The sequence below is a fragment of the Arthrobacter sp. TmtSoilC79 genome (assembly GCF_059739405.1).
Map to the genome: position 1 here is coordinate 3,830,249 of NZ_AP046051.1, position 13,799 is coordinate 3,844,047.

Sequence of the window (13,799 nt, forward strand, 5' to 3'; positions counted from 1 at the left end):
GAACCGTTTGCAACCCTGAGAGGAACTTCCGAAGCATGGCAAAGGCACCACCAACAGAGCTTCAGGTTGAGGTCTTGAAGTGGATCGCTGACGGATGTCCGCCGGGTGCTATGACGGATCCCAAGTTCAAAGTAAGCGTCTATGCGCTGGATCGTCGCGACCTTGTTCGAGTCAAGCGCAAAAGGAATCCGTGGGTTGTTGAAATCACCGACGCCGGCAAGCAGTTTCTTGCCAAGAGGGAAGATGTCTCATCAATACCTGTCAAGGTGCCGAGCGTCCGCGCCAAGAGTGCTACGCAACAGATGGTGGATCGCCTGATGGTGCAAGACACTATCGAATTCGCCAGGGCGGAAACCGGGCGGTATAGACAACTCGCCACGGTAGCCCGAAGGAAGAATCTGCTTCCGGAAGACATGGAACTTGTCGTCACAACCAGCTGGAAAGAACCATGCAGCATTGCGTTGAAACGACGCCCGGAGTGGCAGCTGGTGGTTCTTGCTCCAATCGACGTGCCCTCGGTTGTCCGTACGCCCCATCCCGTAGTGGTGGAACTTATGGAACAGCGCCAGGACCGCTTAGGCATGGATAGACCCCGCTGGCGCTGGACCCTGCGTCTCATCCAAGGGCTGACGACGGAAGCTGAACGGCGGGGCTACGCAGTAACAGCGGTACCAGAGCCGAAGCCCGATTACTGGGGGCGCATTAGCCGCGAAGAGCAGAAGAACGGTCAAGTCAAAGTCAGCCGCCTAGACCACGAAGTTCATTTGAGCTTTAGTCGGGCCGCCGAGACCGACAAGCACGTCAAGGAGGAGTCTCTCACCATCCGGCTCACGGGCCTTGAACCGCCGTTTTGGCAGTCTGAATGGACAGAAACTGAAGCCAGCCCGGCAGATTTGCTGCTGCCACGAATACTTCAAGAAATCGAACTGCGGGTCGAACGGGCGGTCGAGCAGCGAAAGGCGAAGCAGCGCCGTGAAGATGAAAAGCGCCGTCAATGGGAGCACGTTCGAGAGCAGGCCATAGAGCGCCTCAACGAGGACCATCGCGCAGCCGTGCTTCTAGACCAAGCTGACCGTTTCCAGAAGGTGAAAGTACTCACCGAATACATAGCTGCAATGCGGCGCCACATCGAGTCCATGAACGCTACGGAAACTGCAGCCCCCATTGACTGGGTGCAATGGGCCGAAGCTCATGTAAGGGCCATCGATCCTTTGCTAGGTGAACTCCGCGTGCCGCAGGATCCGAGGCCAGATGCCGAAGCTATCAAGCCGTATATGAACGGCTGGAGCCCACATGGGCCAGAGCGTACCTTGTGGCGTTAGCCGAGTGGCACACCGCGATAGATATCGCGGGCTCTTCCTCAACCGCTCCATCGTGGCCAGTGACCTTAGAGGCCGCCCACCGGCTGTTAGATGCCGACAGTCGAATCGTCATCCCAAAGTGGTAGTTGGCTGGTTGAGGCAACCTCCGGGTGTACTTGGTCAAGCTTTCCCTTGAAGTCAATCCAATTGTTGCTGAGCTTCATGATTGTTGTGACCGATGCTATGTGCTCTCGCAGCTTAGGATGTCCAACTTCGGCAGTCAGTTGTTGGTGGAACTTTGCCTTCCGCTTCTTTTCGTCAATCGCCCTCTGGGATTTGATCTCATCGAAGATGCCAGGAGCCACACGCTTGTAAACGACATCGTTCGTCAGGTGCCCAAAGTAGGCCGGGCGCTTCACGGATGACGGGTCAAACTGGATTCCTCGTAGCCTGAACATTTGCTTGTAGAACTCAACGTCGAATGTCTTCACCCAGGGCTGCAGCTCGGCAGCCACATAGGCCTCCAGGATTTTCGCCAGAGCATCACGTGCCCGCACATCTTGATAGCCAGTGGCCTCATCAACAAGAGCGATGATTCCTACACGCGACAACCCGCGCACAAGAATCTCGGCATGTTGTGCCGTGGGTAGCTGCTGCGGCGTGAGCACGCCAGCTTCCCTAGCTGCAAGGTAAACCTCGCAGACCAATGGAAGGATCTCAGCCTCATAGCCCAACCGAGTGCCCTTGACCCCATCAAGCCTGTACTCCACCCGCTCAAACTTACTCATGAGATCTTCTGTGAAGAACGGCACGAGATTACCCGCCTCCACAAAGGGTGGGCGGTTGTCGTTTCTGGTCCGCCTGCCGCTGGAATCGGACCGTCCCAGAGACGAGAGGATCGAGCCTTGGGAGATGACTCGGCGTCCATCGGAAAGGACGACGCACTCGAGACTAACGTCCGCGACTGGAAGCGTCCCCACGTACTCTGCGTTCATCACCGTCTTCCCCCAACGAGCGTCAGCAGCCTTCCGAGCTACTTCGCTGCGCTCGGCCGAGGTCAATTGCTGAGCCCTCGCCTTCCCACCCTTTGATCCGTTCGCTACCGGATCTTCATCCACGCCATGCTTAGCCTGCAAGCGACTCCCCCATCTTGTTGTCAGCGGCACGCTGCGCGTCGCATATTTCCCAGTATTGCCGCAGAGGGTCGGGTAAACAGCCCATTCCTGCGCGGCATGCTTAGCCTAGCCAAGCATGCCGTTTAGGTCAATGCGTTTCGGGGCGTCCATCCGATGTGACGGGCTACTTGGGGCTTGTCGGGGCCCCTGCCAAAGCCGGCCTTCCTCCCGGATGGGTCTATGGAAGTAAACCGTAGGCCCTCAAGCTCGGGTGTTCTTGACTCACCTCGGCCCGCTGACGACTGCTCTGCTGTGGCCAAACTGTGGCCGGACGATGCAGTTGGAGCAGGAATAACCCATCATCAGACAGCACCAGGAGGCCGCTAGATTCCGATGAAATCAGCTGTTTCGGACTGGAGCGAACCGAAGCGGAACACAACCGACAAAACTTGAAAACCAGTGTGCGGTAACCCCGCACCAAGGGTTCAAATCCCTTACCTTCCGCCAAGCAGGTGCCCCGGGTCCCAGGACCCGGGGCATTTTTGTGCCCTCGGAGCACTTTTCTTCCGGGTGTCCGAGCCGTCTGCGGGTCCTTTTGCGGGCCGCCTGCGGGCGTCTTTGCGGGCCCTTACAAGGCCCTTACAAGGGCGGCGAAACCCGGAAGCGGGAACTGGCTCCCGGAAGATCATTGAAACTGTCTGACCCCCCGCATAGTGTTCTGTCTGTCTCCACACCACTGACATATGCCGTAGCTTCCGCCGCGGAAAGACAACAGGAGCCTGACCCATGCCTAAGCCTGACATCACTCCCGGCGCACCCTGCTGGATTGATCTGATGACGTCTGACACCGAGAAAGCGAAGACGTTCTACAACGCGCTGTTCGGGTGGACGTACGAGACCGGGGACGAGGAAAAGTACGGCGGCTACATCACGGCACTCAAAGACGGCCGGATGGTGGCAGGCATTATGGCCAAGCAGGCTGACATGGGAGCCATGCCGGACGTGTGGTCCACTTACCTGCGCACAGACGACATCAAGGCAACCACCGAGGCAGCAGCTGCCAATGGCGGACAGGTGTACCTGGAACCCATGGAGGTCCCGGAACAGGGCAGCATGGCCATGTACGGCGATGCCTCAGGTGCCTCAATCGGCGCCTGGGAGTTCGGTGAAATGACTGGCTACGAGCTCGCGGCTGAGGCCGGTGCTCCCGCCTGGCATGAACTCCTTTCCAAGGACTACGACGCCGCGGTCACGTTCTACCAGAAGGTCTTCGGCTGGAACACGGATGTCATGAGCGATACCCCGGAGTTCAGGTACACCACCCTCGGCGCCGGGGATGAGGCCAAGGCGGGCATTATGGATGCCTCCGGTTTCCTCCCGGAACAGGTCCCTTCCATGTGGAGCGTCTATTTCGCCGTTGAGGACACGGACGCCGCCGTGGAACAAGCCACAGCCTTGGGCGCAACCATCACACAGCCCGCCGAGGACACGCCCTTTGGCCGTTTGGCCACTCTCCAGGACCCCACGGGCGCTGTCTTCAAGGTCATTCAGGACCTGGGCCAAACCGTCTAGATTTAACCCATTGGGCCCGGCCGTCTGCCTCCTACCCAGGGGCGCCGGCCGGATCCGCTCATTGTCGGCGTTGGGGGATCCGCCGGCGTGGGTCCTTGTCTGGTCCCTCACTGCCGACCATAGGCCTGGCGCCTGTGATCATTTCGGGAACGAGGACCCATATGCACCACTTTTCACGAGGCCTGAAGACTGCCGCCGCACTTGGCATGGCATCGATCGCGCTGGCGGGCTGTTCGTTGATAAGCAGCGGCGATGCCAAACGGGACGAATCAGGAAAGCCCACGGAATCGTCCAAGGCCGATGCCTTCAAGGTCAAACTTGGCGACTGCATCGCCAATCCGGACAGCCAGGAAGTTGTGGATGTCACCATTATTCCGTGCGATCAGAGCCACGACCTTGAGGCCTACGGGGTAACCAATATGGACGCCTCAACGTTCCCCGGCGACACGGAAGTCGGTGCCGAGGCCGAAAAGTACTGCGGTGCCCAATTCACCACCTTCGTTGGCTTGCCGTTCGACGAATCCGAGCTGGAGGTCACCTTCCTGCACCCCACCAGTGATTCCTGGAAAAACGGCGACCGCGAAATCGTCTGCCTGGTCGGCGGAGCGTCCGGAGCCGCCACCACCGGGTCACTCAAGGGCGCCGCCAAATAGTCCTTGTGACCCAAGGAACCGTCCGGCCACCCCCGGTCCACCTCCCATTCATTCCACCGTGTTCTGCTATGCCCGAGCAACAGGTTTACCCCGGAGTAACTTCCGGAACAACGCCCACTTCACAAGAGCGTGGGCGTCGTCCAAAGGGCCCCACAGGGCCCCCTAATGAAAGTTAGAGCGGATGCACCAACAACATTGGAAAGTACTGGCAGGATCGGTCCTGTCGGCGGGGTTGCTTGCGGCCCCGCTGACAGCCGCTCCGGCTATGGCAGCGGATGATCCCTCGGCGTCTGCCGGCGGGTCGCCGGTGGTCATCAACGAGGCCTACCTCAGCGGTGGCAGCGCCGGTACCGCCTACAAGAACAAATTCGTGGAGCTCTACAACTCCTCCGACTCTCCCGTCAGTCTGGCGGGATGGTCGCTGCAGTACCGGTCCGGCACTGCCACCGCTGCTCCCACGGGGATCACCCCGCTGACCGGCAGCATCCCCGCCAAGGGCTATTTCCTGGTCCAGGGCGCCACCAACAGCGGAACCTCCACAGCTCCGGCCCTTCCCACGGCCGATGTGCAGGCCACCGGAACACTGAACCCCAGTGGAACCACCGGAACGCTGGTCCTGGCACGGCAGGCCACCGCCGTTAACCCGCTTCCTGCAGGCCCGATAACAGAGAACGCATCAATTGCCGACCTTCTGGGCTACGGTACCTCCAACACTTTCGAAACGGCTGCGGCAACTGCACCCACCGGCAACTCGGACGTCAAGAGCCTGAACCGCACCAACGGCGTTGACACCAATTCCAACGCGGCCGATTTCAGCCTCAGCGCCACCATCACCCCCACTTCCTCCAACGGCGGCGGAACTCCGCCCGTTGACCCGGGCCCTGACCCGGAGCCCGGTGTCAAGACCATTGCCGAGGTCCAGGGAACCGGCACGGCCAGCCCATTGGTGGGCAGCACGGTCACTACCCGGGGCAAGGTCACCGCGGTGTATGCCACGGGCGGCCTTAACGGCTACTACGTCCAGACTCCCGGAACCGGCGGCGGGACCGCCGGGGCGGCCAGGCCGGCGTCGGACGCTGTATTTATCTACTCACCGTCAACGGCCACCACAGTCCAGGCAGGCGACTATCTGGAACTCACAGGCGTGGTCAGCGAATTCGCCAACCAGACCCAGCTCACGGTTGAAGCTGCCGGTTTGAAGAAGCTCGCTGAGGCCGCCCCCGAGGTCAAGTCCACACCGTTCACGTTGCCGGCCAATGAGGCCGCCAGGGAAAGCCTCGAAGGCATGCTCGTGGCACCCCAGGGCGACTTCACCGTCACGGACAACTACTCCTTGAACCAGTACGGCGAAATCGGCCTCGCGGCCGGGAAGTCGCCCCTGGTCCAGCCCACGGCTGTGGCCGCTTACGGCTCGGCCGAGTACGCGGCACTCGTGGCGGACAACGCCCTCCGGGCCATCAAGCTCGACGACGGCGCGTCCACCAACTTCCTCAAGGACGCAACCACCAAAGCCCAGGCCCTGCCGTACCTGACAACCACAGATCCGGTACGCGTCGGTTCAGCCGCGCAGTTCCGCACGGACGTCATCCTGGGCTACGGCAACAACTCCTGGAAATTCCAGCCCCTTGCTGCCTTGAGCCCGGCCAATGCTGAGTCCGTCCAACCGGCCGGCTTCACCGCCAGCCGGCCCGACGGTCCGTCCGATGTTGGCGGCAACCTCAAGTTGGCTTCGTTCAACGTGCTGAACTACTTCCCCACCACCGGGGACCAGCTCACGGGCTGCAACTTCTACACTGACCGCGACGGCAACCCGATCACTGTCAAGGACGGCTGCAATGCTCGCGGCGCTGCCAACGCAGAGAACTTTGAGCGCCAGCAGGACAAAATCGTAGCGGCCATCACCAAGTCGGGTGCCGACGTCGTGTCCCTTGAGGAAATCGAGAACTCGGCTCAGTTCGGCAAGAACCGTGATGACGCCCTGTCCAAGCTGGTGGACGCGCTCAACGTCAAGACACCTGGGGTGTGGGACTACGTGCGCACTCCCGCAAACGCTCCGCCGTTGAGCGATGAGGACATGATCCGGACCGCATTCATCTTCAAGAAGGCCGCGGCAGAGCCTGTGGGCGAGTCAGTCATCCACAACGACACCGTGGCATTCGCCAGCGCCCGCAAGCCCCTCGCGCAGGTTTTCAAGCCGGTGGGCGGAGCCGATGACAGGAAGTTCATCGCGATCGTGAACCACTTCAAGTCCAAGGGCTCGGCCGCCACCGCGGACGATACCGACAAGGGCCAGGGTGCCTCGAACATTGCCCGCACCAAGCAGGCCGAATCATTGCTCGCTTTCTCCAAGGACCTCCAGGCCTCAAAGGGCACCGATAAGGTCTTCCTGATCGGCGACTTCAATGCCTACGCCAAGGAAGACCCCATCAACGTCCTCACCGGAGCCGGGTACACCGACCTTGAGGCAGGCACGGGCAAGCACTCGTACCTCTTTGGCGGCATGGTGGGTTCTTTGGACCACATCCTCGCCTCCCCGGCCGCCCACAAGGTGGTCACCGGCACCGACATCTGGAATATCAACTCCGTGGAGTCCGTCGCACTGGAGTACAGCAGGTATAACAACAATGTGACCAACTACTACGCCGCGGACGAGTTCCGGGCCAGCGACCACGACCCCGTGGTGGTGGGCCTGAACCTGGCCACGGACGCACCGGCAAGCGTTGACCTGCAGTTCCTGGGGATCAACGACTTCCACGGACGCATCGACACCAACACGGTGCTTTTTGCCGGAACGGTTGAAAAGCTCAGGGCCGCAGCCGCCCCCGGCGCTACGGCCTTCATCTCGGCCGGTGACAACATCGGAGCCTCACTCTTCGCCTCTGCGGTGGCAAAGGACCAGCCCACCATTGACGTCCTGAACACTTTGGAACTGCAGGCCTCTGCTGTGGGCAACCACGAGTTCGACGGCGGTTGGCCGGACCTGCGCGACCGCGTCGTCGCTGGAGGCGCCAACGCGAAGTTTGCCTACCTCGGAGCCAACGTGTACCAGAAGGGCACCACCACACCGGTCCTGCCGGAGTACAAGGTCCTGGACATGAACGGGATGAAGGTGGCCGTTATCGGCACAGTCACACAGGAAGTTCCTTCGCTGGTGACACCCGCCGGAATCGCGGACCTCGAATTCGGCGATCCCGTGGAGGCCATCAACCGGGTGGCGGCCAAGATCAAGGCCGGCAACCTCGCCGACCTCATCATCGTGGAAAACCACGACGGCGCGGCTTCCGGGACCCCCGAGGGTGCCACGTTGGAGCAGGAAGTCGCAGCGGGCGGTCCGTTCGCCAAACTGGTCAACGAAACCACTCCGGACGTGGCGGCGATCTTCACCGGCCACACGCATAAGGAATACGCCTGGGACGCCCCGGTACTGGACTCCAACGGCCAGCCGACCGGCAAGACCCGCCCCATCGTTCAGACCGGCAACTACGGCGAGAATGTGGGCAGCGTGACGCTCACGGTGGATACCGCAAGCAAAACTGTGACTGCTTACAAGGCAGCCGTGGTGGACCGGACCACCGAAACCGCGGAGGCCTTGGTGGCTGCCTACCCACGGGTTGCCGCGGTAAAGACGATCGTGGACAAGGCACTGGCCCAGGCAGCGGAAATTGGCAACCAGCCAGTAGGCGCAGTCACCGCTGATATCACCACGGCGTTCACTCCCGATCCTGCCGGCGGGGCCCCTAAGCGCGACGATCGCGCGAACGAGTCCACGCTGGGCAACCTGGTGGCGGACTCCCTGGTGGATACGCTCAAGGCGCCAGAACTGGGAGCCGCGGAGATCGGCGTCGTCAACCCCGGCGGCCTGCGCAACGAGCTCTACTACGCGCCGGACGGCACCATCACCTACGCCGAGGCCAATGCGGTCCTGCCGTTCGTGAACAACCTGTGGACCACCTCCCTGACGGGCGCACAGTTCAAGATCCTTCTTGAGCAGCAGTGGCAGACAAACCCTGACGGAACCGTACCCAGCCGCCCCTACCAGCAGTTGGGTCTGTCCAAGAACGTCAATTACACCTACGACGCCGCACGCGCTGCCGGAGACCGGATTACGGGCATTTGGGTGAACGGCGCCGTGATTGACCCCGCCAAGCAGTACAGGATCGGCACCTTCAGCTTCCTGGCTACCGGTGGTGACAACTTCCGGGTCTTCAAGGAGGGGAACAACACGAAGGACACCGGGCTGGTGGACCGTGATGCGTGGATCAAGTATCTGCAGGGGCACAAGCCTGTGTCGCCGGACTTCGCCCGCCGTTCCGTCGCCGTGGTGAACTCCACCGCAGCAGAGGTCAAAGCAGGTGGATCCATCACGCTGGCTGTCTCCAAGCTGAACCTCACCTCGATCGGCAGCCCAGCCAACGCAACACTGAACGCAGTCTTTGTTGACAGCAAGGGTGCCACGTTGGCCCTCGGATCCGTGCCGGTAACAGCAGGGGCGGCCACCGTGGACCTCAAGGTGCCCACAGCGGCGGCCGCAGGTACCGGCACCGTGGTGCTGACCGCCGTCGAAAGCGGGACCGTGGTGAAGGCACTCGTGAAGGTTGCCGCGACCGGCCCGAACCCGCCCCAGTGCACCGCACCCACCAAACCCTCCAAGTGGTACGACATCGTGGGCTGGCTCAGGTATGGGTTCGCCTGGTTGGAGTACCAGAGGTGCCTGAGGGGCTAACCGCTTCCGGGCATGAACAATAAAGGCAGGGCCCCTCACGATCTTGGTCGTGAGGGGCCCTGCCTCGTGCTTGGGAGATACTTGTGCTTGGGAGATACTTGTGCTTGGCAGCCACTTGGTGGCCGGGTACATTCCACCCGGAGAACCGCACGCGTTGAAGGGCGGGTGCCCCACAACCTGAAGCCGTCAGCGACCCAGAATGCTTCGGGCGATCTCGTCGGCATCGCGCAGGGTCCGCTGTCCGCTGGCGTAGGCGGGGCCCTTCTTTGGCCGGGCCTCGGCAGCAATGGCAGTGCCCCACTGGGTTGCGGACAGCTGAAGGCCCAGGACGTACAGGTTCCGGGTGATGGAACCATTCGCGGCCAACGGCCTGTACGGATGTGGTTCCACGTCCAGTCCGGTGGTCTGCACGGGCGCACCCTCACCACCCATCATGATCTTGGGGCGTACCAGGCCATCGGCGAGCATCTGCTCCAGCAGGGGGGAAACATTCATGGCCACCCGGTTCGCCGGCGACATCGCCTCAATAAGGGTGGGGGCTTCCACCGGAGCGTCATGCACCCACGGGGACGCGGCCCGGAAAACCTTGGCGGTCCGGTCCACGCTGAACTTCGGATCCGGACCGACAAAACTCACGACGCCGGCACGCGCCAAGGCTGCCAACTGCTCCGAACGCAGCGCAGGGGCTCCGCTGGCCAGTCCTTCCACGAAGGACTCGAACCAGCCACGCAAGCCGGAGAGCCATGATTCGTCAGTGATGCCGCCATCGGCCACCACCGATTTGAGGATGGCCCGGCCGGTGTGGAGCGCTCCGATGGCCATCTTGACGGGGTCTGCCTCGCCGAGGGCGGAGCGCCGGGCATCGTCATCCAAATAGGCCGTGATGGCAAGGTCCAGCTCGTGCCGGGAGGCAAACGTCCGTCCCGCTAGCGGTGCGGCCAGCCCCCGGAGGTTTAAGCGGCGTGAGGGGACAACGTGTTTTTCGACGAGGTCGCCCACGCTGCTTTCCCAATGCGTGGTGGTATGGGCGTGGACCTGGAGCGCATCCTCAAGATCGGCCAGGAACTGCGCGGGATCCTTGATGGCCGCGGGCTGGGAACGGGCCAGGGTTGAATAGTAGGCCCACAAAGCGTCACGGTGCAGCAGCGGCCACAGATCATGGTCAAAACCAGGCTGGATTCCTGCTGCCCGGAAAACATCCACGGCATCTTCGGTCAAGTACCTCATGGTGATGCTGGCCGGATAGTAGCCATCAAGGCCCGCCTTGGCCCGGTACGGCGTGCCGCGGCGGGAAGCTGCGATGATTTTGGGTTCCCTCCCCGACGCCCGGTACTCCAGAACCCCGGCTCCCGGGGCACCGGCCTCAACAAACTTCCCGCCCCGGCCTTCCGTCAACTGGCCCATGACGTCAAAGAAATTCAGGCCCATGCCGCGGACCAGTACAGGCTCGTTGTCCGGCACCCCCTGCCAGTCCACGTCCGCCGGCGGGGCAGGCGGGAAATACAGCAGGCCCTGGTCCTCGGCTGCGCGCTGGAAAGAACGCTGCTCCGGATTCAGGCGGGACTCAATGTGCCCCAGCGCGAGGACCAGCGAGCCGACGGTGAGGGTGTCGCCGTTGGCGAGTTCGACGTCGAATCCGTCCTGCGTGCCGCGGCTTACCGGCCGCGCAGCAACGGCGAGCGTTTGATGGAAGGTGACTTCGACGCCGTCGGGCAGCCGTTCCAGCACGCCCGCCAAAGTCTGGCGGAGGTACCTGCCGTACAGGGCGCGGCTGGGGAAGTCGCGCGATTCCAGCGTGGCCAGCTCCGCCTTTTCGGCCTCGTTGAGTCCCTCGCCATCACGACGCCGGGCTTCACGCCATTGGTCGAAGGAACCACCCGCCAAGGGCTCAGCCAGCTGCGGGTCTTCGGGGATGAGCGTCGGATAAAACGATTGGGTGTTCATCAGGTACAGGCGCGACTGCTCCGGCTGCCACACGTGGCCCGAACCGGCAGGAAAGGGATCCACCACATCGATCCGGAGGCTTGATCCCCGTGGTGTCGCTGCAGCCCAATTCGCAAGCAGCCGCTCAAGGACACTGGTGCCCCTGGGGCCGGCCCCTACCAGGGCAACACGGATGGTTTGCGATTTAGCCACGCTCAAGCCTAACTTCTGTGTGACTTGCTTCCAGTCGAACACTGTTGCTTGGATGGGGCGATGACCACCACAGAAGCTGATCAGACGCCACTTCCCGGGACGGGCACCACTACCTCCGGGCCGCGCCATGCCGCAGACCTCGCGCCTGAGCCCACCGATGAGAACGTCTGGCTCGAGGACATCCACGGCGAAGAACAGCTGGCGTGGGTCCGTGAACAGAACGCCCGCACCGAGGAACTGCTCGAAGACGCCGGGTACGCCGCTGTTGAAGCCGGGATCCTGGAAGTCCTCGACTCAACGGACCGCATCGCCATGGTTTCCAAACGCGGGGACTACTACTACAACTTCTGGAAAGACCAGGAACACCCGAAAGGCCTCTGGCGCCGCACCACCTGGGAAAGCTACCTCACTGAGCAGCCGGAATGGGATGTCCTGCTGGACATCGACGCTCTTTCCGCCGCCGAAGGCGTGGAGTGGGTCTTCCACGGCGCCGGCTTCCTCCGGCCGGCCGACGGCGGGGAGTACCGGCTGGCCATGGTCTCGCTCTCCCCCGACGGCGGGGATGCGGACCGGCACCGCGAGTTCGACGTCGAATCCCGCACCTTTGTGGAGGGCGGCTTCGACCTCCCCACCGCCAAAGGAAATGTGAGCTGGCTCGATGCGGACACTTTGCTGGTATCCAGCACAGCGGACGGGCTGCCTGCAACGACGTCCTCCTACGCCCGGACCGGCGTAAAGCTCCGACGCGGCCAAACGCTGGCCGAGGCGGAGCGACTTTTCGAGATCCCCCAAGACCACATGCTGGCCATGGTGGCCCACGACTCAACCCCCGGCTACGAGCGCACCTTCGCCGTGGACTACATCGATTTCTACAACAGGAGCACCTGGCTGCTGCGCGATGACTCGTGGGTGGCAATCGACGTTCCCACGGACGTCAACATCAGTGCACACCGCGACTGGTTGCTGTTCCGTCCGCAGAAAGACTGGGAGCTGTCCGGTTCCCTCTACCCTGCCGGATCGCTGTTGGCTGCCGATTTTGAGTCCTACCTGGCCGGGTCCCGTGCACTGCTGGTCCTGTTCACACCGGATACCCAGACCTCGCTGCAGTCCTGGAGTTGGACCAAGGACTACCTGCTGCTGAACCTCCTGCGTGACGTTTCTTCGGAGATCCGGGTACTGGATCCTTCCACGGTTGACTCCGCAGGTGCCTGGGCGTCCACCCTCCTGGACGCCTGCCCGCCCCTGCATGACGTCAACGCCTACGCCGTGGATGACGAAGACCAAGGCCCTGCCGGCAATGACTTCTGGCTGGTGGCCACCGGCTTCATCACACCCACCACCCTGACCCGGGGAACCCTCACCACCGCCGGGGACAAGCAGTCCGGCGGCGTGGTGAGCCGGCATGCGGAAGTGAAGCGGTCGCCGTCGTTCTTCAACGAAGCCGCGTACGAGGTCCAGCAGCACTTTGCCGTCTCCGCGGATGGAACAAAGGTTCCGTACTTCCAGATAGCGTCCAGGGATCTGGTGCTCGACGGCCAAAACCCCACCCAACTCTCCGGCTACGGCGGATTCGAAATCTCCCGGACCCCGGCCTACAGCGGAACCATCGGCCGCGCATGGCTTGAACGGCGAACTGCTGGTCCTTCCGCTGGAGACGGCGCCGGACCACACTCGCGCGGCGGCGTATATGTGGTGGCCAACATCCGGGGCGGCGGCGAATACGGACCTTCCTGGCACCGGGCTGCACTCCAGGAAAACCGTCACCGGGCCTATGAGGACTTCGCTGCCGTGGCCCGCGACCTGATCTCCCGCGGGGTCACCAGCCGGGCACGCCTGGGATGCGTCGGCGGCTCCAACGGCGGGCTGCTGGTGGGGAACATGCTCACCCAATACCCCGAACTGTTCGGTGCCGTGTCCTGCGGAGTGCCGCTCCTGGACATGCGCCGTTACACCAAGCTCTCCGCCGGTTACTCATGGATTGCCGAATACGGGGACCCCGATGTCCCCGCACAATGGGAGTTCATCCGAACCTTCTCGCCGTACCACCTCCTTCGCGATGGCGTGGAGTACCCGGAGACGTTCATCTGGACTGCCACTTCCGATGACCGGGTGGGACCCGTCCAAGCCCGCAAGATGGCTGCCCGCATGCAGGCCATGGGCATCCCGAACGTCTGGTTCCACGAGGCCCTTGAAGGTGGCCACGCCGGCGCATCTGACAACAGGCAGGCCGCGGCGTTGCAGGCGCGGAGCAACCACTTCCTGTGGCGTTCGTTGGCTGGAAGCGACTGACCCTCCCATT

Annotated in this window: 7 protein-coding genes; 5 read left to right on the forward strand and 2 right to left on the reverse strand. The window is 62.5% G+C overall.

All coding sequences use genetic code 11. The features are described from left to right. Nucleotides 1–35: 35 nt before the first annotated feature. The gene (locus AC6JA3_RS17550; RefSeq protein WP_497920407.1) at nucleotides 36–1,322 is read left to right on the forward strand and encodes a hypothetical protein; all 1,287 of its coding nucleotides are present in this window, start codon (nucleotides 36–38) and stop codon (nucleotides 1,320–1,322) included. 86 nt (nucleotides 1,323–1,408) lie between these two features. On the opposite strand, the gene AC6JA3_RS17555 is transcribed toward AC6JA3_RS17550, so the two are convergent. Continuing rightward, nucleotides 1,409–2,296: a P63C domain-containing protein gene (locus AC6JA3_RS17555; RefSeq protein ID WP_497920408.1), complete on the reverse strand. Its 888-nt coding sequence runs from the start codon at nucleotides 2,294–2,296 to the stop codon at nucleotides 1,409–1,411. 906 nt (nucleotides 2,297–3,202) lie between these two features. Between AC6JA3_RS17555 and AC6JA3_RS17560 the strand changes: the two genes are divergently transcribed. The 3 genes from AC6JA3_RS17560 (at nucleotide 3,203) to AC6JA3_RS17570 (ending at nucleotide 9,364) form a co-directional block, all read left to right on the forward strand. After that, entirely contained in the window at nucleotides 3,203–3,988 is a 786-nt protein-coding gene (locus AC6JA3_RS17560; RefSeq protein WP_026547031.1) for a VOC family protein, read from the forward strand. A gap of 161 nt (nucleotides 3,989–4,149) precedes the next feature. Continuing rightward, the gene (locus AC6JA3_RS17565; RefSeq protein ID WP_051420825.1) at nucleotides 4,150–4,641 is read left to right on the forward strand and encodes a septum formation family protein; all 492 of its coding nucleotides are present in this window, start codon (nucleotides 4,150–4,152) and stop codon (nucleotides 4,639–4,641) included. Nucleotides 4,642–4,822: 181 nt separating this feature from the next. Next, the gene (locus AC6JA3_RS17570) at nucleotides 4,823–9,364 is read left to right on the forward strand and encodes an ExeM/NucH family extracellular endonuclease (RefSeq protein WP_497920409.1); all 4,542 of its coding nucleotides are present in this window, start codon (nucleotides 4,823–4,825) and stop codon (nucleotides 9,362–9,364) included. Between the two features lie 186 nt (nucleotides 9,365–9,550). Here the strand turns inward: AC6JA3_RS17570 and AC6JA3_RS17575 are convergent, their stop codons facing one another. Next, the gene (locus AC6JA3_RS17575) at nucleotides 9,551–11,500 is read right to left on the reverse strand and encodes an FAD/NAD(P)-binding protein (RefSeq protein ID WP_497920410.1); all 1,950 of its coding nucleotides are present in this window, start codon (nucleotides 11,498–11,500) and stop codon (nucleotides 9,551–9,553) included. A 60-nt stretch (nucleotides 11,501–11,560) separates the two neighbouring features. On the opposite strand from AC6JA3_RS17575, the gene AC6JA3_RS17580 reads away from it, so the two are divergent. Further along, nucleotides 11,561–13,789, forward strand: coding sequence for a prolyl oligopeptidase family serine peptidase (locus AC6JA3_RS17580; protein ID WP_497920411.1), 2,229 nt, complete (start codon nucleotides 11,561–11,563; stop codon nucleotides 13,787–13,789). Nucleotides 13,790–13,799 lie beyond the last annotated feature (10 nt).

Bases quoted from the DNA above. Each gene is read 5' to 3' on its own strand.
- AC6JA3_RS17550 (WP_497920407.1), top strand. From the start codon at position 36: ATGGCAAAGGCACCACCAACAGAGCTTCAGGTTGAGGTCTTGAAGTGG.
- AC6JA3_RS17565 (WP_051420825.1), top strand. From the start codon at position 4,150: ATGCACCACTTTTCACGAGGCCTGAAGACTGCCGCCGCACTTGGCATG.
- AC6JA3_RS17555 (WP_497920408.1), bottom strand. From the start codon at position 2,296: ATGAACGCAGAGTACGTGGGGACGCTTCCAGTCGCGGACGTTAGTCTC.
- AC6JA3_RS17570 (WP_497920409.1), top strand. From the start codon at position 4,823: ATGCACCAACAACATTGGAAAGTACTGGCAGGATCGGTCCTGTCGGCG.
- AC6JA3_RS17560 (WP_026547031.1), top strand. From the start codon at position 3,203: ATGCCTAAGCCTGACATCACTCCCGGCGCACCCTGCTGGATTGATCTG.
- AC6JA3_RS17580 (WP_497920411.1), top strand. From the start codon at position 11,561: ATGACCACCACAGAAGCTGATCAGACGCCACTTCCCGGGACGGGCACC.